A 23,465-nucleotide genomic window follows, 5' to 3' on the forward strand; every position below is an offset into this window, starting at 1 on the left:
TGGTTATACAATCATTCATCGCTAAAACTGCTTGCTATATGCAAAGCAGTTTTTTTTATGAGGAAAAATTGGCAGAAATTTTTTGGGGAACAATAATTGTCTGTAAAAGAGGGAATAGATTATATAGATGCCATCTTTAAGCTGTCTAGCTTGTAACATGCAAGTAATTCTATAAAGGAGGATTGCAATGACTAAATTTAGGATTGAAAGAGATACACTTGGGGAAGTAAAAGTCCCTGCTGAAAAATATTGGGGAGCACAAACAGAAAGAAGCAAACAAAATTTCAAAATTGGTACTGAAAAAATGCCGATGGAAGTTATCTATGCGTTAGCGAAAATAAAAAAAGCTGCAGCCATCGTTAACCATAAACTTGGAAAATTACCCGAAGAAAAGAAGGTTGCCATTATAGAAGCGGCTGAAGAAATCATTCAAGGGAAATTCGATGAACATTTTCCGCTTGCCGTATGGCAAACTGGGAGCGGTACACAAACAAATATGAATGTAAATGAAGTGATTGCTAGAAGGGCAAATGAAAGATTGCAAGGGGAGAATGCTAAAGTTCATCCGAATGATGATGTGAATATGTCCCAAAGCTCCAATGACACCTTTCCAACAGCCATGCATATTGCCGCTTATTTGGAGATTGCTGGCAATCTCATTCCTTCTCTCCAAGAGCTGAAAAAAACGATTCAAATAAAGGAAGAAGCATTCAATCATATCATTAAAATAGGGCGGACACATTTGCAGGATGCAACCCCATTAACATTAGGGCAGGAGATTAGCGGCTGGCGAGCCATGCTTAATAAAAATGAACGAATGCTATCAGAAGCGATGGTCTATTTGCTTGATTTGGCGATAGGCGGAACAGCGGTTGGAACAGGAATCAATGCGGATCAAACATTTGGGGATGAGGCAGCAAAGGAAATTGCCGCTCAAACTGGCTACCCTTTTCGTTCCTCAGCCAATAAATTCCAAGCTTTGACAAGCCATGATGAAATTGTTCATGTTCATGGGGCAATAAAAGCTTTAGCGGCTGATCTAATGAAAATTGCGAATGATGTCAGGTGGCTGGCAAGTGGACCTAGAAGCGGAATTGGGGAGCTTTCGATTCCGGCAAATGAGCCTGGCAGTTCCATTATGCCTGGGAAGGTAAACCCCACACAAAGTGAAGCATTAACAATGGCAGTCTGTCAGGTATTTGGAAATGATGCGACAATTGGCTTTGCCGCAAGTCAAGGGAATTTTGAATTAAATGTGTTTAAGCCAGTAATTATTTATAATTTCTTGCAAAGTGTTCAGCTAGTAACGGATGGAATGAATTCCTTTAATGAACATTGTATGAAAGGCTTGAATGCAAATGAAGAGGTAATCAATGAACATGTTGAGAACTCTCTCATGCTCGTTACAGCTTTAAATCCGCATATTGGCTATGAAAAGGCTGCGGAAATAGCCAAGCTTGCGTTCAAGGAACATACGACTTTAAAAGAAGCAGCATTGAAAACAGGTTATATATCTAGTGATCAATATGATGAATGGGTGAATCCTAAAAAGATGATTTAAATAATAAATGGCCCCCTTATATAAGGGGGCCAAGCCATATGCTATTTAATTGTACGTAAAATTATGATTGAAATCTGCCTGCCATTTGTTGTTGAGCGGATTGAACAAGTCGCTTCGTAATCTCTCCACCAACAGAACCATTTGAACGGGATGTCGTATCCGCACCTAGGTTTACACCAAACTCATTGGCGATTTCGTACTTCATTTGATCGAGTGCTTGCGCTACTCCAGGTACTAATAATTGGTTTGAGGAATTGCTGTTTGATTGGTTTGCCATTGTGTCTTCATCTCCTCATAAATTTTTTTGATAATGGCTGGGTTATCCGGAATTGCACCGGTACAAGCTTTCTTGCTACCACTTAATGGTCTAACCCATTGATGTTAGAAGTTTGTAGCGGCTGTTGCTGTTTGTACTCTCTATTATGTTTGTTTTTCACTTTTATATTCCAGCATTCCTAATGGGAATTGTTTCCTAATGATTATTACATAACAAACGAGATCGAAACGAACGATAAGAGTGTAGGATCAAAAGGATTTCATTAAATGAATGATGGAGCTGATGTCATGGCTATTTGTCCAATATGTAATGGATTTGAAGAACTAAAAGCGAATTGTTCATCGTGTGGAAATGAATTAATCGATAGCGGGAGAATCATGGATTATTATGATGATTACAGTGCCTATATGCCTATTGATCAAATGAAAATGGAAGACGGCTACCCAAATGATTATAAACTAAAGAAGTGTCCTCATTTGTTGAAATGCAGTGTGTGCGGGAATGAAGTGGTGAGCTTAATTAAAGAATGAAAAAAAAAAAAAGAAACCCGCTGCAGCTAAAAAGCTACCGGGTTTCCTTCCATTTAGACGATTAAACATCCACTTTAAAAGGTGGTTCTTCTTCCTTCAGATCACGAGATTCTTCAATATTTACCTGCTCTCCCCTACTGTGAACAGAACCTCCAGACAAGCCTTCATTGATCATGCGGTCAATATCCAAACTTGCCTTGTCTCTGCCTTCATGAAGAGAGTCTTCTTTAAACTTGTCCTTATGCAATGGAAATGCCTCCTTTTCGTGTTACTTTACTCAAGAAAGCAGTAAAAAATTCAAGGAATCCTAATGGTCATATACATGAAAAAGCATAAGCTCATGAATTTGTTCAATTAGCCTAATTTCATCTTCGGCACTTGGGGGCTGAGAAGTCCATTCGATCTGCCCGTTTTGATGGTAAATCCCATGAAAATTTTGCTTATTAAAGTAAAAGGAGATATTCCATCCGGGAATTTCTGTATGTGCATATAATTTTTTGTATTGAAAGTGTGTGAGCATTTCCATTCCTCCTTAAACTTATTTTACCTGTTCTTCTTCATTAACCCAACAACATTTAATTCATGTTTTTTTTCTTTTTAAAAGGGGAAAAGATATATTGAAAGGTTAGATAAAAATAATATCTAGCTCCAGCACCTAGCCTTTCGAGTCATAAGCCAAGCCTCCCAAAATGAAAGGGTATGTTTTCCTTGAGGCATGTCTTATGCTTGTCGGGGCTGAACACTAAGGAAAGCTCCTTTGAGCAATCCTCGCAGGAACAATCTGCATTTTGATTGTTTAGAAAGCGCTTATGCATTTAAATTAGGAGGGACAAGTGATATGAAACGTGGAAATTTAGCAATGACTGCTTTAGCACTCGGGGCTGCCTATTTGATGAGAAATGGCAAAGCTAGAGAAAAATTAAAAAATCAATTTCAGGCACTTGGAGGTCCATCGAAAAGAAGAAGTTAAATGGGGACTGCCCGTTAGCAATTATAGATTGTTATCGGGCAGCTATTCATTATTTGTCATGTGTAAGAATAACCTGGTGAGGGTTTGAATGCGTTTTTCTTCGATGTTCCTTTCATCAAAGCGCATGGGTTTAGAATTTATTTCATATATTATATATTTACCGTCATCAGAAAGCCCGGCATCAATCGAAAATTCACCAAAGAAACCTGTTTCTTTTGATAAAGTTTTCCCAGCACGATCAGCAATCATGGCGAAGAATCGATCATGCTCTTCCGTTTGAATGTCTTCATAAGGAATAATACAGCCCCCATTTAGGGTATGTGTGGTAAGTTCTTGATCACGGGATTGGCGGATGCCAGCTCCGGTCACTTGATATCCTTCTTCGGAAAAGTGTGCAAGAATTCGAAAGTCAAATCGCTTTCCTTGGTAAAGCGCCGGTTCTATCGATTTTTGAGCAATATATGTTGTTGTTTTCAAAAGTGTTTGTTCCCATTCTTTCCAAAAGGTTATGCCATCTTTATACGTGAATTCATCTTTCAAGCTGATTAGGACAACGGAATGATTATTTTTCAGGGACAGCTTGTAAATGCCCCTTCCTTTTGCCCCTTCAGCTGGCTTCAAATAAATGGTCTTATATTTTTCTAGAAAATGAAACAAAGATTCTTTGTCTGTCACCTTGATTGTCTCAGGTAAAAAGGATTGAAGGATGGGATCATGTGAAAGCATTTCAAAGAGTGAAAATTTATCGAGGAATCTTGGATTAAAAAAAGGGATGTTTCTGCTTTTGAAAAATTGAAAAGCATCTTTAAAGGAATCTCCGGATTCAAGTTTTCTGGTTGGCACACGATTAAAGACAATATGCGGTATCGGGCAAGTAACAGCCGTCCATTTATTATATTCTGGTGAATAGGTAACTCCAGCGATTGTCTCTTCATTAATATCATCAGGAGTAAAAACGACGGAGATCCCGCCGTTTTTTATAATTTCTCTTTGTAGTTCTCTGAAAAAAGGGCCATTTCCGATAACAGACTGATTCTTGCCTTTACCGGCTAAAATGCCAATTAAGGGTCCGGTATAATTCTGCAAGTCAATATCCTTCATTTGAAGATCTCCTCTGGCTGAGAGATCGCTCTTTCGGTCAGATAGATGGCAAAAGCAAGTGATAGCTTTCTTGTGAGCTGATCGTACTCCTTCAGCTGAGGATTCGAAAAGATGGATCTTCCTGGTTTAGAGTTTGCTTCAAACAGCCAAACAGACCCATTTCGGTCAATCCCAAGATCAAATCCAATTTCTCCGATAATCCCTTCCATGCTTTCCTCTAACGCTGCGCTAAGTTTAATGGCGGCATCTGCTAATTTTTCTTTTACTTCTCTTTGTTCTTCCAATGCAGGAAAGACTTCTTCAACTGTTTTAATCACTCCACCGCTCTTAACATGAGTAGTTACACTCCCAGCACCAGCAACCTTGGCGGCAATTGCCGTCACAACCCATCTTCCATTTGCATCTTTATTCGTATGAACCCTAAAATCCACTGGCCGTTTATCTGCCCGCAGTAAATAAATGCCTTGCTGGATAAGCATGCGATTCAGTTTTTTTCCTTTAAAAATATGCCTCATTAATGATTCCAGGGTGGAGAATTTGATTAATTTATTCTCTCCAGCATGATCTCGATAACGGCAAAAATAGTTTCCCTCTACTTTATCAAATAAGATTTGATGAATGCCCAGACCGAGGCTGCCATTTATCGGTTTTATAAACACATGACCGTATTTAGCGAGCATTTGTTCAATGTCTGAAAAAGATGAGAAGGCATAAGATTCCGGTAAAAAGGTATGAATCTTCTCATTTTGCTGAAGACGATCATTTACATCTAATTTATTGAAAAACCCCGGGTTATACCATGGGATCATGTATTCATTTTGCAAACGGTCTTTTACAAGCTTTAGTGCTGTTTGTCTTTCACTTTTCCGATTTGGAAGCCTATCATAAATAACATTTGGAAAAGGAACTTCATATGTTTTCCATCCATCTAGATGGTAGAATAGTCCATTAATTGTCCCCTGTTCCCAATTGATGTGCTGTTCCCCGAATACAAAAGGAAGGGCACCGATTGATTTTTTAACAGATAGCAGCTTCGAAAAGAATAGACTTCTTTCACCGATCGGGCGTAAAAGAAACGGGGTAAATCCAGAGGTGAATACACCAACTAGAGGACCAATGATTGCTGTATCATTCTCGACAAAAAGATGCATAGGAACTTTTATTGGAGGAATTAGAAGTTTTTCTGCAATATCTCTACTTAATGCTATCGTCTGCCGGTTATGCTTTTCAATCACAGTTTCGATCATGTGAGTGCCGAAAGCAATTTTCGTTAATTCTGCATTTGCTTTGATGTGAGTAGGAATACAAACCTTTTGGACACTATTTTCAAGAATTTCTACTAGGAAATATTTTCTCATCGTCACGGCTCCTTTCTCTCAGATTAACGGGCTGTAAAACCCCCGCTGATTGAAGTTTCGCTATATCCGAATTTTATAGTTTTTCCGTATAAAAGAGGGGCATTGAACAATGTTTCAGTTAATTCAGGTTTCAGTGTAAGGGCAACTGTTCTTCCTGGCTTTGAATTGATATCAAGTATCCAAATAGCTCCAGTATCACTTACCCCAATATCAATCCCTAATTCAAATAAAGGAGGAAAGGTCTGCTCCAAAATGGAGGGGATCCTTGATAATAAATCATCAAGCTCTTTACTTATAAATTCACTTTGTGGCTTCGGAATCATCTGCATCCATGATTCAAAGCTTGTTATCGTTCCACCGGCACTTAAATTGGAGATGATTCCATCCTTCATACCTGTTCGAATTCCCCTGCAAATTTCCCGCCAGTTTCCATTTTCGTCCTTTTGGAGAAGTGTCCGTATATCAAAAGGATGATTGTATTCATTCCTTAGATTTGCATACGGCTGAACTAAATAGTCTTGTTTGCATGTTAGACGATTCAACCATTCTATTGCGGGCTGAAAGGCTGCGAAAGTTCTTGTCAAATGAGTATCTTGTGTATCCGTTTGAACCCGTAATCCTTTAGATGTTTTTTCAAGAAGGTAAATTCCTCTACCCTGAGAACCATTTACTGGTTTAATGACGACTGGTTTCTGTGGGGATAATGCTTGGATGAACCCTTCTGCAGAGGCTACCGGCTTAGAATCCAGCAAATACGGGGATAAGGATGAATGGACAATGGCCTCGTATAATGCGAGTTTATTTGGAAGGCCATGCCCTAGAAACAAAATATCCTTTCTAGCTTTCAGCCATTTAACAATTGCCTTACACTGAGAAGAGTGGGGATCATTCATATAAAAGCATCGGTCATAGATCACCTCTGGAATCGGAAATTCATCTTGTTCCCACTCGCTAGTTATTGGGTTAAATTGTTCACCGGTGACTTTTTGGGTAAGTGGGTGAATGGAAGAAGGGACAAAGCGATAGCAAACAATATTATGGGCTTGTGCTCGTTTGGCGAGTTCATAGAAATAACCTTTTTCATTTTTTAAGTTAACCGTCATTAATCCGAGTGAAAGCATTATTCATATCTCCCTTTGTTAAAGGATAGGAATGTACAATATTCCAGCAAGGCTTTTGCTGAAGGGCGAATTTTATTTGGTTCTGCCTCAAAGTTTTTGGAGGGTTTTGAATTGATCTCTATGATCCAAAGATTTCCTTCTTCATCCACACCGATATCAACGCCTAGTTCGCCAATGATCCCATCCGACATTTGGCTGACTAATGAGCAGGCTTCAATCGCGAGTTCTTTCATTAATTTTAGCTGTTGGATGGCTGTCTCCCGGTTTGATAATATGGACAAGATATGAATAGGTTTCATTAATTCTCCGCCTCTTGCAATATTTGAAACAAATTGCTTATCCTCCGATAGTCTGGCTACTGAAGAGGTTACTTTCCATGTATTTTGATGGTTCTTATGGCAGAGAATTCGAAAATCCAGCTGTCGGCTTTTATAGGTCATTAATGGAATCGCTTGTTGAATCAGATAGGTTCTTTTTTCTAAATACGGCAAAAGCCATTGATAGAATTGGATAGGGTCTTTAAACTGAAATGTACGATCTTTATTTGTTCCTGTTGATATTTTTATTTGGAGGACGTCATTTTCGTTTATCGCTTTAATAATATTTCTCCCTTGGCTTCCATGAATCGGTTTTATGAAAATAGAAGAATACTTGTTGAGCATTACTTGAAGAGAATGCTCAGTAAGCATACTAGTTTCAGGTAAATATGGCTTCATGTATTCTTCCGAATATAATAAATGATGGACGATTTCTTTTGATAAAAAATGGTTGTTGAAAATCCAAATTTGTTTACCCTTTAATTTTGCTTTAAATGTTTCAAACAAATGACTCGCTTCGAGCCTGCGTGAATGAATACGATTATAGATAACGGTAGGTAAGGGAAGGAGAGCCTTTTGCCACTGATTATTTAGAAAATAATAGCCAGTTAGAGCTGTATCTTTCCAATCATTAAGTTGAAATACAAATAGAAATCCGCCAACTTCGGTAACAAGGTCATGCATTTCTTTACAAAAAGCATGTATACTGCGAAAGTGAGGTTCTTTTTCGGATTCAGTGTAATCTGTAAGAATGCCAATGACGGGCCCTAATGTGAGTGTATGATTCGAACGTGAAAAGCTGGCTATCCATTGTGATTCTTGTATAGGTATCGATAGCTTCTCAAAAAGCCCTTCCTCGAAAATGATTTCATCTTTTGTAATGGCTGCACCTTCAATCATTGTGATTACTTGATTTCCGCCAACAGAAATTTTTATTGGTTTCTTTATGTCAATATCCCAATAATTAATGAGAGAGTGGCTAATTTTTAGCCATACATCAGAAGAATGAAACATTTTATCTGGAATAATCGTAATAGGTATTAACGAAATAGTCATGATCATTCCTCATTTTTATGGGCTTTATGGTACATTATTATATAGGCAAAAGCTGATAAAGCATCATATGAAAAAAATGATAAATTGGTGCGAAAAGCCAAGATGGAAGGTAGATGTAAAAATTTATGCAAATAGCACTGACAATTATTATGATGATCGCTATTGGAGCGATTATTGGAGGGTTTACAAATTATCTAGCGATTAAAATGCTCTTTCGGCCATATAGAACATTGTATATCGGCAAATGGAGAGTCCCTTTTACACCTGGCTTAATTCCGAAGAGACAAGGTGAGCTTGCAGAGCAGATGGGAAAAGTAGTTACTCGTCATTTATTAACACCTGAAGGTTTAAAGAAAAAATTTCTAAATGAGAATTTTAATAAAGAGATGACTAGCTTTGTTCAACGAGAAATGGAGAACTTTCTTGATTCTGAAAAGACTCCAGCAGAGCTGCTTGAAACTTTAGGAATAACAGATGTACATGTGAAAGCAGAAATTCGCATAAATGAATGGATTGATCACAAATATGAAACTTTGATGGGAACCTACCGTCATCAATCATTAAGAATGATTATTCCTGACAATATGATTGAAAAAGTGAATACGAAGCTTCCAGCCATTAGCGAATTTATTATTCAAAAAGGGGTCGACTATTTTTCGAGCTATGAAGGAAATAGACGGATCCAGAAAATGGCGGATGATTTTTTGAAGGAACGAAGCGGTGTTCTTGGAAACATGATGCAAATGTTTATGGGGAATATGAATATAGCGGATAAAATACAGCCAGAAATCATTAAGTTCCTCAAAAATGAAGGAACTGCTGAAATGATTACAGCGCTTCTTAAAAAGGAATGGAACAATGTTCTTGAATGGGAAGCTGAAAAGATTGAAAGTCAGTTTAAAAAAGATGAAATCCTTCCAATGATTAAAATGTATGTAAGGAAATTGTTAAATTTGGAGCATGTTTTCCATACACCGCTTTCCTCACTAACGGCATCCTTCCGAAAAGAAATCGTTGAAACCATTGCACATAATGGTGTACAGTTTTTTGTTGAATGGATATCAAACCGTATAGATGTTTTAATGGAAAGACTGCGCCTCCAAGAAATTGTTCGTCAGCAGGTTGAAACTTTCTCTTTAGAGCAGCTTGAGGAAATGGTAATGACAATTATCAACAAGGAATTAAAAATGATTACCTTTTTAGGTGCCTTGCTAGGTGGTATTATCGGAATTATTCAAGGAATTCTTGCACTTCTTATGAACTAATAGGTCATTTCTCGCATTTATAAACATAGTTTGTTATAGTGAAGTCATTCTCATTTAGAATAAGGAGTGTCATACATGCCAGTTAATTTATACGATTCAGCCTATGAGCTAGAGAAGTCTGTTAGACAAAGTGAAGAATATAGTCTGTTAAAGCAGGCATATGATGAAGTGAATGCAGACCAATCAGCAAGGGATATGTTCGAAAATTTCCGAAACATTCAATTGCAGCTTCAGCAAAAACAAATGATGGGGCAGGATATTTCAGAAGAAGAAGTCATGCAGGCGCAAAAGTCGGTTGCACTCGTACAGCAAAATGCTAAAATTTCAAAGCTGATGGAAGCAGAGCAGCGAATGAGCATGGTCATTGCTGAAATGAATAAAATTATCATGAAGCCTTTAGAAGAGCTGTACGGATCTGTACAATAAGCCCGCTAAGGCAGAAAAACAACCGTTCCTTTATTAGGGGAACGGTTGTTTTTGTTCATTAAGTATTGGGTTAATTAAAATCTTCCGCCAAGCTGCTGCTCAGCCATTTGAACAAGACGCTTCGTAATTTCTCCACCAACAGAACCATTTGCTCTTGAAGATGTTTCTGGGCCAAGATTTACGCCAAATTCTGATGCAATTTCTACCTTCATTTGATCAATTGCTTGAGAAACTCCTGGTACTAAAAGCTGATTTGAACTATTGTTACTTGCCATGTAAATCATCTCCTTTGGTGTTATAGTTGATACAATTTTATTTTTTAAATAATTATCACTATTTATTCATTGTTTATAGTGGTAAATTTTTCATGAGGAGCTTTATCATTTATTTCCTTTGGTATTATGACTTAATAGATATGGGGGAGGGGATTTACTTGGAAAAAAGAATTGTACTTGCTGGAGGAAGCGGGTTTCTGGGACAATCACTTGCCAGGTATTTAATGGTACGCGGATACATGGTCACGATTTTAACAAGGGGAAAGACAGCCGCCATTGATCAGATTGAATATATTCATTGGGATGGTGTTCGATTAGAAGACGAATGGGCTAGAAGAATCGATGCAAGCTATGCCGTTGTCAATTTTACTGGTAAAAGTGTGAACTGTCTTTATACAAAAGGGAATCGAGAGGAGATCATCTCTTCAAGACTTGCTTCAATACAAGTTTTGCAGGAGGCTATTTTGAAGAGTAACAATCCTCCTCAAGTATGTATCCAAGCAGGTTCACTTGCAATCTTCGGCGATACAACTGAAATTTGTCATGAAGACTCTGATCATGGGACAGGATTTTCTGTCGATGTTTGCGAGAGGTGGGAGGCAGCATTTTTCAAGGATGAATGGCCACACACGCGAAAAGTGCTATTAAGAATTGGTTTTGCTTTAGGGGATAACGGTGGTGCACTGGGTCCCTTACAGCGTTTAGCAAAATTCAATCTCGGAGGGACAATTGGATCTGGGAGGCAGTATATTAGCTGGCTGCATATGGATGATTTAAATGAAATGTTTGTTCAGGCAATCGAGAATGAACAATATGACGGGATATATAATGCAACAGGTCCAAATCCAGTAACAAATAAAGAGTTTATGAAAACGTTAAGGAAAGTGATGAATAAAGGGTGGGCTCCGCCAGCACCTGCCCCATTCGTAAAGCTCGGTGCATACATTATTATGAGAGCTGATCCAAGCCTTGCATTAACCGGAAGAAAATGCATCCCCAAAAGGCTTCAAGCAGAAGGGTTTCAATTTCGACATACCAATTTAGAAGGGGCATTAAGAGATATAATTGATTAAAGCAAAAACAAAAGGATTGAGTTCTGTTTAGAGCAGAATTCAATCCTTAATTGCATTTAATAAAACTTACCGTCTTCAGACCAGTCCCAGTGGGTAACCTATTTCGGCAGTTTAAATTGACGAACCAGCTCATTTAAGTTTTCTGCAAGCTCAGCCAGGTTATTAGAACTGTCTGCAACTTCCTCCATTGATGCGCTTGTTTGCTGAGAGGAAGCAGATGTCTCCTCAATACCTGCAGCGGATTCCTCTGAAATGGCAGCAATATCTTCAATTGACGTATTCATTTCTTGGCTCTTTATTGAGACACTTGTCAGCTTTTCGGATACTGATTTGATGTTATTCGCCATTTCCATGATTGCTTTCTCAATATCTTGAAATTTTTCTTCAGTTGCTTCAATTTGGCTTGTTCCGTTTTTTACCTCAGTATATCCGCTTTGTAACGATTGCACGACTACACTAGATTCATCCTGAATAGTTGTAACTATAGTTGTGATATCTTGTATCGATTCTGATACCTGCTCGGCAAGTTTTCTCACTTCGTCCGCAACAATTGCAAAACCTCTTCCATGTTCTCCTGCTCTTGCAGCTTCAATAGCTGCATTTAGCGCTAATAAATTTGTTTGATCTGCAATATCCCTAATAACTCCTACCAGTTTTGATATTTGCTGTGAGTGGATGTCCAAATCTTGAACTTTTTGGACGGCATCTTGAACAATTTGATCAATCTTTATCATTTGATCCTTTGAAGAATTCATTAATTGGCTTCCTTCTTTAGTTATTGTAATAACTTCTTTGGAGGAATCCTGTATATATTTACCGCTTATGTTAGCTTCTTCAATGTCTTTTGAAAAGGTCTGCATAGCTGAGGATAAATCACTAACACTAGTAGCTTGAGTTTCAGTACCTGAAGCTAGTTCTTGCATGGTTGATGCTATTTGTATGGATCCTTCCTTCACTTCACTTGCAGATTGCATTAATTCCTCACTTTGGTTTGTGATGTGTTCTGTTGCACTAGATACATTGGTAATAATACCCGCCAGATTTTCCTGCATATAGTTCATTGCAGCAGCTAACTTTCCAGTTTCATCTCGTTTCTTTATTCGGACGATTTCCTTGGATAAATCACCTTCAGCAAGATACTCCATTTGCTTTGTCACTACTTGAATAGGCTTTGAAAGATTATTGGCGAAAACCCAGATAATTAAAATTCCAATTATTAAGGTGCAGCCAATTATCATTAGAATCGTGTCAAATATTTTTTGTGCAGGCTTATTAAAATCCATCATGTAAGTCCCTGCATTAATGGTCCACCCCCAATTAGGATCTTTTTCCGAATAGGTTACCTTAGGTTCAATTTTGTTTTCATTATTTGGCAATGGCCACTCAAAATAGGTTAGGCCTCCACCTTCGTTCGCCTTTTTAATTAGTTCTTGCGTCGATTTTACTCCGTTTGGGTCCGTAGAATCCCAACTATTTTTCCCTTCCAATTGTGGATGTGCAATCTGATTTCCTTTATCATCTAATACAAACATATAGCCATATTCACCAATTTTATTATGGACAGTTCTGCTTCCATCATCATTCATTTCACCGAGAATCGTGACTTTGACCTGTTCCTGAGCTATTTCTAATGGAAGATTCCCTTTTTTAACTTCTTTATTCAATACATCAATCATTTCTATAACCATCTTGACACTGTTTTCTAAATTTGCTGCACCTAATTCATCAAGACTTTCCTTGCTTTTGTTATAGCTAATCATTCCTAAAGAAATTAATGGAACCGTTAAAAGGAGTAAGGAGATAACTATCAATTTACTTTTAATAGAATGAAGTTTACTTGTTTTCATTAAAGTTGCCCTCCAGAATTATAATTTCAAACGTCCTATTTATTAACATTTCAACTATAAATTAACTAGAATGTAAATATTCTATTCTTTATATTTTTTTAATGTATTTTCATGAAAATTAATGTTTCTGTAATCAGGCGCTTTAAGAAATAATGAAAAACTACATCCACCGCTCATTGATTTTTTCCATCCTTAACAGCAGATATTTAAGTGTTTAAAAACTCAAGAGCATTTTTGTATCCATGTCCGTTCTATTCCTTTTCATTTTTTCATAAAAGTGTAGTAGAGATATTTACATCAGGAACAGGGGGCAATGAGATGATCTATCGGCTGTTAGCGATTAATATCGACGGAACACTCCTTCAATCGAATGGGAGACTTCATAAATCAACGAAAGAAGCAATTGACTATGTTCAGCAAAAAGGAATTTATATTACTTTAGTGACTGCCAGAAGTTTTCCATCTGCGAAAAAGGTGGCAAAAGCATTAAAGCTCAATAAGCTTATTGTTGCCCATAGCGGTGCCTATATTGCGGGGCAAGAGGATAAGCCGATATTTGTAAAACGGATAGCCGAGGATGTTACTTACGAAATCGTTAGATTACTTGAGGGATTTCCAAGTCAAATTCGATTAGTGCATGAGAAATTTGCATTGGCAAATAAATCGAAGCTAAATCATAATATGTTGGCCAAGACCGTGTTTTCTTCAGGTGATCCGATTTTTTATTCGCAGCAATTTGTGGACTCCGTTAGTGAAACAATCCTTGAAGAACCTGTAACTCCTCCAAAGATTGAAGTGTATTTTGAGGATGAGACAGATCTGATGGATGCTAAAGCTGCCATCCAAGGGACGTTCGGAGAAGTTGATATTATTCAATTGAATGAGTACCGGATGGATATTATGCCAGCTGGGGTTTCTAAGCTCAATGGGCTATTGTATTTAGGTGAAAGATTAGGAATCGGGCGAAATGAAATGGTTGTCATCGGTGATGGAATGGATGACCAGGAAATGATAGAGGCTGCCGGACTAGGAGTAGCAATGGGAAATGCTCCTGCTGAAGTGAAAAAAGCTGCAGATTGGATTACACGGCCGAATGACCAGCAGGGAGTCACCTACATGGTGAAGGAGCACTTCAGAAAACAGCATCCGATTGAATTTTTGAAGAAAATGAATATATTAAAATAAATGCGCTGTTGAAGGGTTGATCTTAGAGGTTGACTCTTTTTCTTAATTTATCTGTGATTGTCGAAAAATCGATATATCAGGATAATCGGAGATAAATCCGCTGATTTCTATATTTAAAATTTCTATATGTTGAATTTCGAAGATATATCGTCAACATTGAATCGCAATCATAGCTCCCAGCTATAAACAATTGACCTTGTTTAGTCATTTCTGTAAACTTAAAGAGGTTTTATATACGTCAAACTAGGCTGCCATCCTCTTAATAAAGATGATGGTAATTTCATTATATTTTATAAAAGGTGATTATTTTGCAAATTACAATTAAAGGTATAGAGGATGAACGCTTTCATCGTCCGCTTCAGCTGATCGCAAATTTATTTTTTGAGGAATGTGAGATTTCCTTCCAGACACACGATCAGAAAGATTTAACGATAGAATTTAAAGTGGAAATTAGTCAGTCTATTAAAGTGAACGGGAACCTTATAGACAGTGAGGGCAGAAGCAAGTCAGCAGAGTATGAAAAAGAGCTGATGCCAGCATCAACAGAAAAAGAGCATTTTAAACAGGTAAAACATGCGGTTGCCCATGTATATTTGACTGTGCTTCAGGATTGGACTGGCATTACGCAGAAATGGGGAATTCTTACAGGGATTCGGCCGACAAAGCTTCTTCACCGCCAAATGCAAAAGAAAACCTCAACGTCTATTGCCCATCAGCAGCTGAAAGATGAGTACTTAATTACGGATGAAAAAATTCAGCTAATGCAGCAAATCGTAGATCGTCAGCTTTCCGTCGTTCCAGACCTGTACGAGCTGCAAAATGAGGTAAGCATTTATATTGGGATTCCATTTTGTCCGACAAAGTGTGCCTATTGTACATTCCCTGCTTATGCGATTAATGGGCGACAAGGATCTGTAGATTCCTTCTTAGGCGGATTGCATTATGAAATGAGAAAAGTTGGGGAATGGCTGAAGGAAAACAACATTAGAATCACAACGGTCTATTATGGTGGAGGAACACCGACAAGCATAACTGCTGAAGAGATGGATATGCTTTATGAGGAAATGTATCATTCTTTTCCAGATGTAGATAAGATCCGTGAAGTGACAGTAGAAGCTGGGAGACCAGACACGATAACTCCTGAAAAGCTTGAAATCTTGAAAAAGTGGAAAATTGATCGGATCAGCATTAATCCACAGTCATATACGCAGGAAACATTAAAGGCGATCGGTAGACACCATACGGTTGAGGAAACAATTGAAAAGTTTCATCTAGCACGGGAAATGGGCATGAATAACATTAATATGGATTTAATCATTGGCTTGCCTGGTGAAGGCGTTTCGGAATTTGCTAATAGCTTGCATGAGACAGATAAATTGATGCCTGAATCACTTACCGTTCATACACTCTCCTTCAAGCGTGCATCAGAAATGACCCGGAATAAGGAAAAGTATAAAGTAGCCGATCGTGTGGAAATTGAGAAAATGATGAACATGGCTGAAAATTGGACGAAGGAACACCAATATACGCCATACTACTTATATAGACAGAAAAATATCCTCGGTAATTTGGAAAACGTCGGGTATGCACTGCCGAATCAGGATAGCATCTATAATATTATGATTATGGAGGAACAGCAGACAATTATTGGTCTCGGCTGCGGGGCAGCGAGTAAATTTATTCATCCGCAAACTGGAAAAATCACTCATTTTGCTAATCCAAAGGATCCGAAAACATATAATGACAGCTTCGAAAAATATACAGACGATAAGCTGAAAATATTAAGTGAATTATTTAATACCGAAGAATCCCTTGCCTAAATGAGGCGGGGATTTTTTAATGCAACATCAAAAGGAGTTCGTGCATTTAAATTGGGAAAAGAGGTAGAGTAAAAAGAAATATGAACCCGCGACTTCCATAAACAGGAAAAAGCGGTCGCATAAAAAGAAATATGAACCCTTAAATTCCACAAACAGGAAAAAGCGGTCGCATAAAAAGAAATATGCCCCCGTAATATCCATGAACAGGAAAAAGCGGTCACATAAAAAGAAATATGACCCTGTAATATCCATGAACAGGAAAAAGCGGTCACATAAAAAGCAATACGACCCCATGATCTCCATAAAAAGGAAAAAGCGGTCACATAAAAAGAAATACAAGCCCCATAATCCCCTTAAACAGGAAAAAACAATCACGTAAAAAGATATAACCTAAAAGTCCCTTTAAAACAAAAATAGGTACCCCATAAAAAGAAAGATGAAATCGAACATGGCAATACATCAGGAAAATCATAAAAAAAGTTTACCTCCTAAAGCATCAATTAAATTTCAGAATCTTCAATAAAAATAAAGGGTTTTTTTAATATAAAGAGAATATTTTAGGTACAAATATTCATAAACTTCTTTGGGGATGTAAGCGCTTTTAATAAGGGAGGAATCAAATATGATGATGCAAACACCTTTGACAATGACGCAGATGATTAATCGGGCAGAGAGGTTTTTTCCAAAAAAAGAGGTTGTTTCACGAACAGCCAGTGGCATTCAGCGATTTACATACAAGCAAATAGCTGAACGGACTAGAAAGCTTGCAGAGGCGCTTCAAAAGCTAGGTGTGGAAAGAGGAGATAAAGTAGGGACACTTGCATGGAATCATCATCGGCATTTGGAAGCATATTTTGCAATTCCATGCAGCGGGGCGGTGCTTCATACGATTAATATTCGTCTCTCCCCACAGCATATTGTATTTATCATTAATCATGCAGAGGATAAAGTGCTCTTAATAGATTCAGATATTTTGCCATTAATTGAGGCAATAAAGGATAAGATTCCAGCTGTTAAGGCATTTGTCATTATGACAGATGAGCCTGAACTTCCGGAAACAACACTATCCAATGTGTATCATTATGAAAAATTACTAGATGAGGCGGCAGGGGGATATGAATATCCTGATGATTTAGATGAAAATGCGCCAGCAGGTATGTGCTATACATCAGCAACAACTGGCAATCCTAAAGGAGTTGTATACTCTCATCGTGGCATTGTTCTCCATAGTATGGCATTAGGAATGGCTGATAGTGCAGCTGTGAGCGAAAAGGATATTGCCATGCCTGTTGTTCCAATGTTCCATGTGAATGCATGGGGATTGCCGTTTGCTGCTGTTTGGTTTGGAACAAATCTCGTTATGCCTGGCCCATATTTTACTCCGAAGCTGCTTGCTGAGCTTATCCAGGAAGAAAAGGTTACGATCACAGCGGGTGTTCCAACCATTTGGCTAGGTCTTCTGAAAGAACTGGAAGAAAATACGTATGATATGAGCTCGCTTCGATCGGTGCTATGTGGAGGAGCAGCTGCTCCAAAGGGCATGATAAAAGCCTTTGAACAAAAGTATAATATCCCTTTCATGCATGCGTATGGCATGACAGAAACGAGTCCGCTCGTGGTTATTTCTACGCTCAAAAGCTATCAGGAAGAGCTATCCTATGAAGAGAAGGTTGAGATTAAAGCAAAGCAGGGAATTCTTGTGCCGGGTCTCGAAATGAAGGTTGTCGGCAAGGACGGTGAGGTAGCTTGGGACGGTAAAGAGATGGGAGAATTTGCGATTCGAGGTCCTTGGATTGCCTCAGAATATTACAAAGATGAGCGGACGTCAGATGCTTTTCGAGATGGGTGGCTGTATACAGGAGATGTTGTAACGATTGATGAGGAAGGATTTATGAAAATCGTCGATCGCACGAAGGATCTCATAAAAAGCGGCGGGGAATGGATATCTTCGGTTGATCTTGAGAATGCACTTATGGCCCATGAAGCAGTTTTCGAGGCGGCAGTTATTGCCGTACCAAGTGAGCAATGGCAGGAGAGACCGGTTGCCTGTGTAGTTTTGAAGGATGCTTATAAAGGAAAAATAGAAAAAGAGGAGCTTAATGAGTTCTTGAAACCGCAGTTTGCTAAATGGTGGATTCCAGATGACATTCTTTTCCTTGAGGAGATTCCAAAGACATCTGTAGGTAAGTTCCTCAAGATGGCATTAAGAGATCAGGTTCATAAAAATTACACTGGAACGAACTAATAATCTAGAAAACTTGACCGTAAACAGGATGTTTGCGGTTGTTTTCATTTAAATATTTAGAATTTTTCAAATAAAACTTTTTAAATATAATAATATTCTATATAATGGGAGAAGGAAGATGATAGGAGGGAATAGTATGACAATTGAGTTTAAAACGGAAACAGTCCAATTACATGTAAACGGCCGTGTAGCTACAGTAGAATTAAATAGACCAGAATCATTGAATTCTTTAAATGTGGAAATGTTAAAAGGATTAGCCGCAGTCTTAAAGGAAATTAGTCAGTCCAGTGAAGTGGATATTGTTGTACTTAGAGGAAAAGGGCGAGCATTCTCCTCTGGAGGAGATATTAAGACGATGCTCCTTGAAGCGAATGAAGAGGACTTCCCGATTGTTATGGATTGCATAAGTGAAGTGGTTGCTACTCTGTATACGATGCCTAAGCTAACAATTAGTGCAGTAACAGGTGCTGCAGCTGGCCTTGGTTTAAGCATTGCTTTAGCAACTGATTACATAGTTGCTGATAAATCTAGTAAGCTAGCGATGAACTTTATCGGAATTGGGTTAATCCCGGATGGAGGGGGTCATTACTTCTTAGAAAAGCGCCTTGGCGAAGATAAAGCCAAGCATCTTATATGGGAAGGAAAGCCTTTAACGGCTGAAGAAGCCTTTAAGCTTGGACTCGTCCATGATGTTGCTGAAAGCTTGGAAGAAGTGCTAGAAGCTAAGCTTCAGCTGTTACTGAACAGTCCCATTCAAGCAATGATTGAAACAAAAACAATCCTTGCCGAAAAAAATACCCCGCAATTACTGAGAGTCCTTGAGCTAGAAAAAGAAGGCCAGCATAAAATGCGGCAGTCGCAGGACCATCAGGAAGGGATTCAAGCATTCTTGGAAAAACGGAGACCTGTTTTCATAGGAAAGTAGATAATATAAGAAAAAGCAAGGAGCAGCCAGTCGCTCTTTGCTTTTTTGTTGGTTGGAAATTAATAAAATCGAATGTTGTGAATAACTTTAGAGAAAGGAAATTGTCTAGCTTCAGCGCCTATCGCCTATCAAACTTCAGGTCTCCTCCCTACGATAAGTCAACATCGGTTCGCTCACTCACCGTGTTTCCTTTATCTCAGTCGAAGCCCTTCCAGTTTGTACGGCGATGATCAAGGCGCTTGCGCTTTTCTTATTACCGGTGAAATAAAATTAGTTTCCCTGCAGGCGATGTACAGCGATGTGTTTTTTCAGATAATCCCTTTTCATTTAAAAACTTCTCGCCCATTTCTTTTGCCACGTCATCATTTTCTGCTTGAAAAGCCTCATCTAAGACTTTTTCTCCATTCGCTTCGAAAGCTGTTAGTTTATAGGTTTTCATTTCAATCCCTCCGGTTTTTTAAAATTCAGATTGTTACTATTATTCTTGCATAATTTTTATCTTAGTGCAAAGATTTATTTTTATTGCATGAATTACAAGAAAATGAACCTTTTCCCTATTTTATCCGTATAAGTAATAGGTGAAGAAAGGGGAGGTAACAATGGGATTACAGCTTGAGCATGTAACAAAACGTTTTGGAAGTTATACAGCTGTTGATGATCTGTCCATCTCTATTCCCGAGAAAGAGATGTTTGGTTTTCTTGGTGCGAATGGTGCAGGGAAAACGACAACATTTCGAATGATTCTAGGGTTGATCGATGCGAGTGAAGGGAAAATTACGTGGGATGGAGAAACAATTGATTATTCAACAAGCCCGCTTATCGGGTATTTGCCTGAGGAAAGAGGGCTGTACCCAAAGTTAAAGGTAAAGGATCAAATTGTCTATTTGGCAAGGCTGCGCGGCATGCAGAAACAAGATGTTTTAAAAGAACTTGATTATTGGCTTAACCGTTTTAAAGTGCCAGAGTACGCGGAGAAAAAAGTAGAAGAGCTTTCTAAAGGGAACCAGCAAAAAATTCAATTTATTACAGCGGTGATACATAAGCCGAAACTATTAATTCTGGATGAACCGTTCAGCGGTCTTGATCCAGTGAATGTCGAGCAGCTTAAGGATGCGGTTCTAGAGTTGAAGAATAATGGAACAACGATTGTCTTTTCTTCTCATAGAATGGAGCACGTGGAAGAAATGTGTGAGCATTTATGCATTATGCATAAGGGGAAGCCGGTCGTTCAAGGAGCATTAAAGGAAATTAAACGTACTTTTGGCAGAAAAAATTTAGTTATTCATGCAGATTTTAATCTGGAATTTTTGAAAAGTTACCCAGGGGTCATTCGATCTCGGCAGACAACAGAAGGGATTCATCTGCAAATTGAGGGCGAAGAAATGGCTGAAGGCATTTTGAAGGAGATTGTTGGAAAAGGATTTATCCGAAAATTTGTTCTTGAAGAACCTTCATTAAATGATATTTTTATTGAAAAGGTAGGTGCTTCCTATGAATAATTTTTGGATTATCCTCTGGCATACGTATTTTAGCAAACTTAAAACGAAATCATTTATTATTACTTCACTCATAACGCTAGTGCTAATTATTGGTTTAACCAATATGACAAAAATTATTGATGTTTTTAGTGATGATGAGCAGGGAGAAAAGGTTGCTGTCATTGATCAATCAGGCGAGCTTTTTGCTCCTTTTCAGGAGCAGATAAAGTCAATTAATAAGGATGTTCACCTGCAGCTCTATGAAGGCTCGGAGGAAGAGGGAGAAAAAGCGGTTAAGAACGATGAGTTTAAAGGACTGCTTGTTTTATCCCAAGATAATGAGAAGCTGCCACAAGCCTCTTTTAAAGCAAGAAGCATCGCGGACTCCACCCTTCCAGCTACATTACAGCAAGGCTTGCAGCAAATAAAAACACAAGCAGCCGCAACGCAGATTAATTTAACACAAGAGCAATTAGGAAAGCTATATGAACCGGTTGCATTTAGTAAAACAGCTCTTGAGGAGAATGCAAAAACAGAGGAAGAATTAAATCAAGCAAGAGGACTTGTGTATGTTCTGTTATTTGTTATTTACTTTGCAGTTATCATGTACGCCAATATGATTGCAATGGAAGTTGCAACGGAGAAATCCTCACGTGTAATGGAAATACTGATTTCAAGCGTTTCTCCAATAAAGCAAATGTTTGCCAAAATATTGGGGATTGCCTTGCTTAGTTTAACACAGATGGCTGCATTCCTTCTGATTGGCTATTATTTTGTAAAGCAAAACTTAGAAACGATGGACAGCGGATTTTTTGAGTTCTTCGGTTTTGGGGATATTCCCGTACAAACGATTATTTATGCGGTGGTATTCTTTATCCTTGGCTATTTCTTATATGCGACATTAGCAGCCTTCCTTGGCTCGTTAGTAAGCAGAATTGAAGATGTCCAACAGATGATCACCCCGATGACGATTATGATTGTTGCAGGATTTATGATTGCAATGGTGGGCCTTGGCCAGCCAGAAACAACCTTTATTACGATTACCTCCTACATCCCGTTTTTCACTCCGATGCTGATGTTTATGCGTGTAGGAATGCTGACATTGCCTGCATGGGAGCCGCTGCTCGGTATTGCAATTCTGCTAGTTACGATTGTTGTGCTAGCTATCTTTGGAGCAAGAGTATATAAGGGCGGCGTATTAATGTACGGAAAATCGAATTCATTTAAGGATATTAAAAAAGCATTGCAATTAACTAAGAATAAATAGTTATTAGGAGAGGGCTTGCCAACTTGGCGAGCTTTTTTCATTAAATAAAAAAAAGAGGTCGATTTTAGTGAGAACGTGCATTCGCTTTCGAAATCAGTTAAAATGGTAAAAAAGAAGACGAGAGGATTATTTTATGAAAAGATTGACCTTTATTCATGCTGCTGATTTGCATTTAGATAGTCCAATGGTCGGGCTCAAATCATTGCCAGAGCAGATTTTCAAGAGGCTTCAGGAGAGCACCTTTGAAGCTTTCGGGAAAATTGTTGATTCGGCCATCCTTCACAATGTGGACTTTGTTATTATTGCTGGTGATTTATTCGATGGGGAGGATCGCAGTATTCGTGCACAAACCAGGTTTATTAAAGAAATGAAGCGCTTGGAAGAAAAGCATATTCCCGTTTTTGCCGTACATGGCAACCATGACCATATGGAAGGAAATTGGACACACTTGCCTATGCCAGAAAATGTTTATATTTTCCCTCATGACGTCACAGCAAAAACATTTACGAATCATATTGGAACCTCCGTTAATCTTTATGGATTCAGTTATCCAAAAAGACATGTTTATGAACGTATGATTCAAAGGTATGAAAAGAAAGATAACGCTGATTTTCATATTGGAATTTTGCATGGACAATTAGAAGGAAATAGCGATCATGGCACCTATGCACCATTTACTTTAAAGGAATTGCTTGATAAAGGCTTCGATTATTGGGCTCTCGGGCATATCCATAAACGAAATCAAGTAAATTTACAGCCTCCTGTCATCTATCCGGGCAATATTCAAGGACGAAATCGGAAAGAACTGGGGGCGAAGGGCTGTTATTTAGTCCAGCTAACGGATGGGGAGGCGGAAATGACGTTTATCGAATCCTCCACAGTCAATTGGCGAGAATTAACAATCGATGCTGCAGCTTTACCCTCCTTTCATGAAATTTATGCAGCCTGCAAAAAAACGGTAGACCAATATCGATTGGATCACAAAGGAATTATTCTTTCCCTAACGCTTGAAAACGTAGATATTCCACATCAGGATTATAAAAGCCTTGAAAACGGTGATCTTCTTGAAATCCTTCAAGAGGATGAAAAAGAGGAGAAAGCTTTTGTGTGGATTGCAGATCTATTGATTAAGGAAAAACTTGAATGGACATATGAACAATTGTCGGTTGAATCTGACTTTTATCAGGAGCTTTTTCAGACAGCATCCAATAATCACTATTTAAATCAAAGCATTTCCTCTTTATATGACCACCCATCTGCGAGAAAGTATTTAGATGAACTATCCGATGAAGAAAAGAGCCGAATAGCAGGAGAGGCGGAAAAGCTGCTGGTGAACTTACTTTACAAACCAAATTGAGGAGGTGAAGA

The 23,465-nt window shown here is 38.4% G+C and carries 23 protein-coding genes; 13 read left to right on the plus strand and 10 right to left on the minus strand.

All coding sequences use genetic code 11. The features are described 5' to 3' along the window. Positions 1-187 precede the first annotated feature (187 nt). Entirely contained in the window at positions 188-1,561 is a 1,374-nt protein-coding gene (gene fumC, locus ASU02_RS11410) for a class II fumarate hydratase (RefSeq protein WP_057763630.1), read from the plus strand. 61 nt (positions 1,562-1,622) lie between these two features. Here the strand turns inward: fumC and ASU02_RS11415 are convergent, their stop codons facing one another. Beyond that, positions 1,623-1,838, minus strand: a complete 216-nt coding sequence (locus ASU02_RS11415; protein WP_057763632.1) for an alpha/beta-type small acid-soluble spore protein — start codon at positions 1,836-1,838, stop codon at positions 1,623-1,625. 266 nt (positions 1,839-2,104) lie between these two features. On the opposite strand from ASU02_RS11415, the gene ASU02_RS11420 reads away from it, so the two are divergent. After that, positions 2,105-2,368, plus strand: a complete 264-nt coding sequence (locus tag ASU02_RS11420; RefSeq protein ID WP_408607266.1) for a hypothetical protein — start codon at positions 2,105-2,107, stop codon at positions 2,366-2,368. 61 nt (positions 2,369-2,429) lie between these two features. Here ASU02_RS11420 and ASU02_RS11425 read toward each other — a convergent pair whose 3' ends face one another. Together ASU02_RS11425 and ASU02_RS11430 are read right to left on the minus strand one after the other, a co-directional pair. Next, the gene (locus tag ASU02_RS11425) at positions 2,430-2,615 is read right to left on the minus strand and encodes a hypothetical protein (protein ID WP_057763634.1); all 186 of its coding nucleotides are present in this window, start codon (positions 2,613-2,615) and stop codon (positions 2,430-2,432) included. A gap of 60 nt (positions 2,616-2,675) precedes the next feature. Continuing rightward, positions 2,676-2,888 (minus strand): YheE family protein, encoded by a 213-nt coding sequence (locus tag ASU02_RS11430; RefSeq protein ID WP_057763636.1) that lies wholly within the window; start codon positions 2,886-2,888, stop codon positions 2,676-2,678. Between the two features lie 318 nt (positions 2,889-3,206). Here ASU02_RS11430 and ASU02_RS27210 point away from each other — a divergent pair, with 318 nt between their 5' ends. Continuing rightward, on the plus strand, positions 3,207-3,338 hold the full coding sequence (locus tag ASU02_RS27210) for a hypothetical protein (protein ID WP_256376276.1): 132 nt from the start codon (positions 3,207-3,209) through the stop codon (positions 3,336-3,338). 42 nt (positions 3,339-3,380) lie between these two features. On the opposite strand, the gene ASU02_RS11435 is transcribed toward ASU02_RS27210, so the two are convergent. Genes ASU02_RS11435 through ASU02_RS11450 form a run of 4 tightly spaced genes read right to left on the minus strand, consistent with a single transcriptional unit; the run spans position 3,381 to position 8,291 of the window. Beyond that, a complete protein-coding gene (locus tag ASU02_RS11435) occupies positions 3,381-4,439 on the minus strand; it encodes a YheC/YheD family endospore coat-associated protein (RefSeq protein WP_057763638.1) in 1,059 nt (352 codons plus the stop codon). Next, positions 4,436-5,797 carry a YheC/YheD family endospore coat-associated protein gene (locus ASU02_RS11440; protein WP_057763640.1) on the minus strand — a complete coding sequence of 454 codons (1,362 nt, stop codon included), beginning with the start codon at positions 5,795-5,797 and terminating at the stop codon, positions 4,436-4,438. The genes ASU02_RS11435 and ASU02_RS11440 overlap by 4 nt, the downstream gene beginning before the upstream one ends. 23 nt (positions 5,798-5,820) lie before the next feature. Beyond that, on the minus strand, positions 5,821-6,918 hold the full coding sequence (locus ASU02_RS11445; RefSeq protein WP_057763642.1) for a YheC/YheD family endospore coat-associated protein: 1,098 nt from the start codon (positions 6,916-6,918) through the stop codon (positions 5,821-5,823). Further along, complete coding sequence (locus ASU02_RS11450; protein ID WP_232426230.1) at positions 6,918-8,291, minus strand: YheC/YheD family endospore coat-associated protein; 1,374 nt, start codon at positions 8,289-8,291, stop codon at positions 6,918-6,920. Before ASU02_RS11450 ends, ASU02_RS11445 begins: the two co-directional genes overlap by 1 nt. Positions 8,292-8,416: 125 nt before the next feature. On the opposite strand from ASU02_RS11450, the gene ASU02_RS11455 reads away from it, so the two are divergent. Both ASU02_RS11455 and ASU02_RS11460 read left to right on the plus strand, forming a co-directional pair. After that, entirely contained in the window at positions 8,417-9,556 is a 1,140-nt protein-coding gene (locus ASU02_RS11455) for a DUF445 domain-containing protein (protein ID WP_057763644.1), read from the plus strand. Positions 9,557-9,631: 75 nt separating this feature from the next. Further along, complete coding sequence (locus tag ASU02_RS11460) at positions 9,632-9,982, plus strand: YlbF family regulator (RefSeq protein WP_057763646.1); 351 nt, start codon at positions 9,632-9,634, stop codon at positions 9,980-9,982. 74 nt (positions 9,983-10,056) lie between these two features. Here ASU02_RS11460 and ASU02_RS11465 read toward each other — a convergent pair whose 3' ends face one another. Then, positions 10,057-10,257, minus strand: coding sequence for an alpha/beta-type small acid-soluble spore protein (locus tag ASU02_RS11465; RefSeq protein ID WP_053475138.1), 201 nt, complete (start codon positions 10,255-10,257; stop codon positions 10,057-10,059). A gap of 158 nt (positions 10,258-10,415) precedes the next feature. Between ASU02_RS11465 and ASU02_RS11470 the strand changes: the two genes are divergently transcribed. Beyond that, complete coding sequence (locus ASU02_RS11470; RefSeq protein ID WP_198317432.1) at positions 10,416-11,330, plus strand: TIGR01777 family oxidoreductase; 915 nt, start codon at positions 10,416-10,418, stop codon at positions 11,328-11,330. Between the two features lie 98 nt (positions 11,331-11,428). On the opposite strand, the gene ASU02_RS11475 is transcribed toward ASU02_RS11470, so the two are convergent. Then, positions 11,429-13,177, minus strand: a complete 1,749-nt coding sequence (locus ASU02_RS11475) for a methyl-accepting chemotaxis protein (RefSeq protein ID WP_057763648.1) — start codon at positions 13,175-13,177, stop codon at positions 11,429-11,431. Positions 13,178-13,495: 318 nt separating this feature from the next. On the opposite strand from ASU02_RS11475, the gene ASU02_RS11480 reads away from it, so the two are divergent. The 4 genes from ASU02_RS11480 to ASU02_RS11495 all read left to right on the plus strand — a co-directional run bounded on the left by ASU02_RS11480 (position 13,496) and on the right by ASU02_RS11495 (position 19,352). Continuing rightward, complete coding sequence (locus tag ASU02_RS11480; protein WP_057763650.1) at positions 13,496-14,362, plus strand: Cof-type HAD-IIB family hydrolase; 867 nt, start codon at positions 13,496-13,498, stop codon at positions 14,360-14,362. A gap of 308 nt (positions 14,363-14,670) precedes the next feature. After that, on the plus strand, positions 14,671-16,182 hold the full coding sequence (locus tag ASU02_RS11485; protein WP_057763653.1) for a coproporphyrinogen III oxidase: 1,512 nt from the start codon (positions 14,671-14,673) through the stop codon (positions 16,180-16,182). A 622-nt stretch (positions 16,183-16,804) separates the two neighbouring features. Next, positions 16,805-18,427 carry a long-chain fatty acid--CoA ligase gene (locus ASU02_RS11490; protein WP_057763655.1) on the plus strand — a complete coding sequence of 541 codons (1,623 nt, stop codon included), beginning with the start codon at positions 16,805-16,807 and terminating at the stop codon, positions 18,425-18,427. 136 nt (positions 18,428-18,563) lie between these two features. Continuing rightward, positions 18,564-19,352: an enoyl-CoA hydratase gene (locus tag ASU02_RS11495; protein ID WP_057763657.1), complete on the plus strand. Its 789-nt coding sequence runs from the start codon at positions 18,564-18,566 to the stop codon at positions 19,350-19,352. Between the two features lie 253 nt (positions 19,353-19,605). Here the strand turns inward: ASU02_RS11495 and ASU02_RS11500 are convergent, their stop codons facing one another. Continuing rightward, positions 19,606-19,791 carry a YhzD family protein gene (locus ASU02_RS11500; RefSeq protein ID WP_057763659.1) on the minus strand — a complete coding sequence of 62 codons (186 nt, stop codon included), beginning with the start codon at positions 19,789-19,791 and terminating at the stop codon, positions 19,606-19,608. Between the two features lie 160 nt (positions 19,792-19,951). Here ASU02_RS11500 and ASU02_RS11505 point away from each other — a divergent pair, with 160 nt between their 5' ends. From ASU02_RS11505 to ASU02_RS11515, 3 genes are all read left to right on the plus strand, one after another. Continuing rightward, entirely contained in the window at positions 19,952-20,851 is a 900-nt protein-coding gene (locus tag ASU02_RS11505; protein ID WP_057763660.1) for an ABC transporter ATP-binding protein, read from the plus strand. Next, positions 20,844-22,097, plus strand: coding sequence for an ABC transporter permease (locus ASU02_RS11510; protein ID WP_057763662.1), 1,254 nt, complete (start codon positions 20,844-20,846; stop codon positions 22,095-22,097). Before ASU02_RS11505 ends, ASU02_RS11510 begins: the two co-directional genes overlap by 8 nt. A gap of 133 nt (positions 22,098-22,230) precedes the next feature. Beyond that, a complete protein-coding gene (locus tag ASU02_RS11515) occupies positions 22,231-23,454 on the plus strand; it encodes a metallophosphoesterase family protein (protein ID WP_057763664.1) in 1,224 nt (407 codons plus the stop codon). Positions 23,455-23,465 lie beyond the last annotated feature (11 nt).

It is taken from the genome of Cytobacillus praedii, from assembly GCF_001439605.1.
GTDB classification, from domain to species: Bacteria; Bacillota; Bacilli; order Bacillales; family Cytobacillaceae; genus Cytobacillus; species Cytobacillus praedii.

Bases quoted from the DNA above. Each gene is read 5' to 3' on its own strand.
- ASU02_RS11500 (WP_057763659.1), bottom strand. From the start codon at position 19,791: ATGAAAACCTATAAACTAACAGCTTTCGAAGCGAATGGAGAAAAAGTC.
- ASU02_RS11510 (WP_057763662.1), top strand. From the start codon at position 20,844: ATGAATAATTTTTGGATTATCCTCTGGCATACGTATTTTAGCAAACTT.
- ASU02_RS11430 (WP_057763636.1), bottom strand. From the start codon at position 2,888: ATGCTCACACACTTTCAATACAAAAAATTATATGCACATACAGAAATT.
- ASU02_RS11415 (WP_057763632.1), bottom strand. From the start codon at position 1,838: ATGGCAAACCAATCAAACAGCAATTCCTCAAACCAATTATTAGTACCT.
- ASU02_RS11515 (WP_057763664.1), top strand. From the start codon at position 22,231: ATGAAAAGATTGACCTTTATTCATGCTGCTGATTTGCATTTAGATAGT.
- ASU02_RS11440 (WP_057763640.1), bottom strand. From the start codon at position 5,797: ATGAGAAAATATTTCCTAGTAGAAATTCTTGAAAATAGTGTCCAAAAG.
- ASU02_RS11445 (WP_057763642.1), bottom strand. From the start codon at position 6,918: ATGCTTTCACTCGGATTAATGACGGTTAACTTAAAAAATGAAAAAGGT.
- ASU02_RS11465 (WP_053475138.1), bottom strand. From the start codon at position 10,257: ATGGCAAGTAACAATAGTTCAAATCAGCTTTTAGTACCAGGAGTTTCT.
- ASU02_RS11435 (WP_057763638.1), bottom strand. From the start codon at position 4,439: ATGAAGGATATTGACTTGCAGAATTATACCGGACCCTTAATTGGCATT.
- ASU02_RS11495 (WP_057763657.1), top strand. From the start codon at position 18,564: ATGACAATTGAGTTTAAAACGGAAACAGTCCAATTACATGTAAACGGC.
- fumC (WP_057763630.1), top strand. From the start codon at position 188: ATGACTAAATTTAGGATTGAAAGAGATACACTTGGGGAAGTAAAAGTC.
- ASU02_RS11420 (WP_408607266.1), top strand. From the start codon at position 2,105: ATGAATGATGGAGCTGATGTCATGGCTATTTGTCCAATATGTAATGGA.
- ASU02_RS11460 (WP_057763646.1), top strand. From the start codon at position 9,632: ATGCCAGTTAATTTATACGATTCAGCCTATGAGCTAGAGAAGTCTGTT.
- ASU02_RS11490 (WP_057763655.1), top strand. From the start codon at position 16,805: ATGATGATGCAAACACCTTTGACAATGACGCAGATGATTAATCGGGCA.
- ASU02_RS11455 (WP_057763644.1), top strand. From the start codon at position 8,417: ATGCAAATAGCACTGACAATTATTATGATGATCGCTATTGGAGCGATT.
- ASU02_RS11505 (WP_057763660.1), top strand. From the start codon at position 19,952: ATGGGATTACAGCTTGAGCATGTAACAAAACGTTTTGGAAGTTATACA.
- ASU02_RS11450 (WP_232426230.1), bottom strand. From the start codon at position 8,291: ATGACTATTTCGTTAATACCTATTACGATTATTCCAGATAAAATGTTT.
- ASU02_RS27210 (WP_256376276.1), top strand. From the start codon at position 3,207: ATGAAACGTGGAAATTTAGCAATGACTGCTTTAGCACTCGGGGCTGCC.
- ASU02_RS11475 (WP_057763648.1), bottom strand. From the start codon at position 13,177: ATGAAAACAAGTAAACTTCATTCTATTAAAAGTAAATTGATAGTTATC.
- ASU02_RS11480 (WP_057763650.1), top strand. From the start codon at position 13,496: ATGATCTATCGGCTGTTAGCGATTAATATCGACGGAACACTCCTTCAA.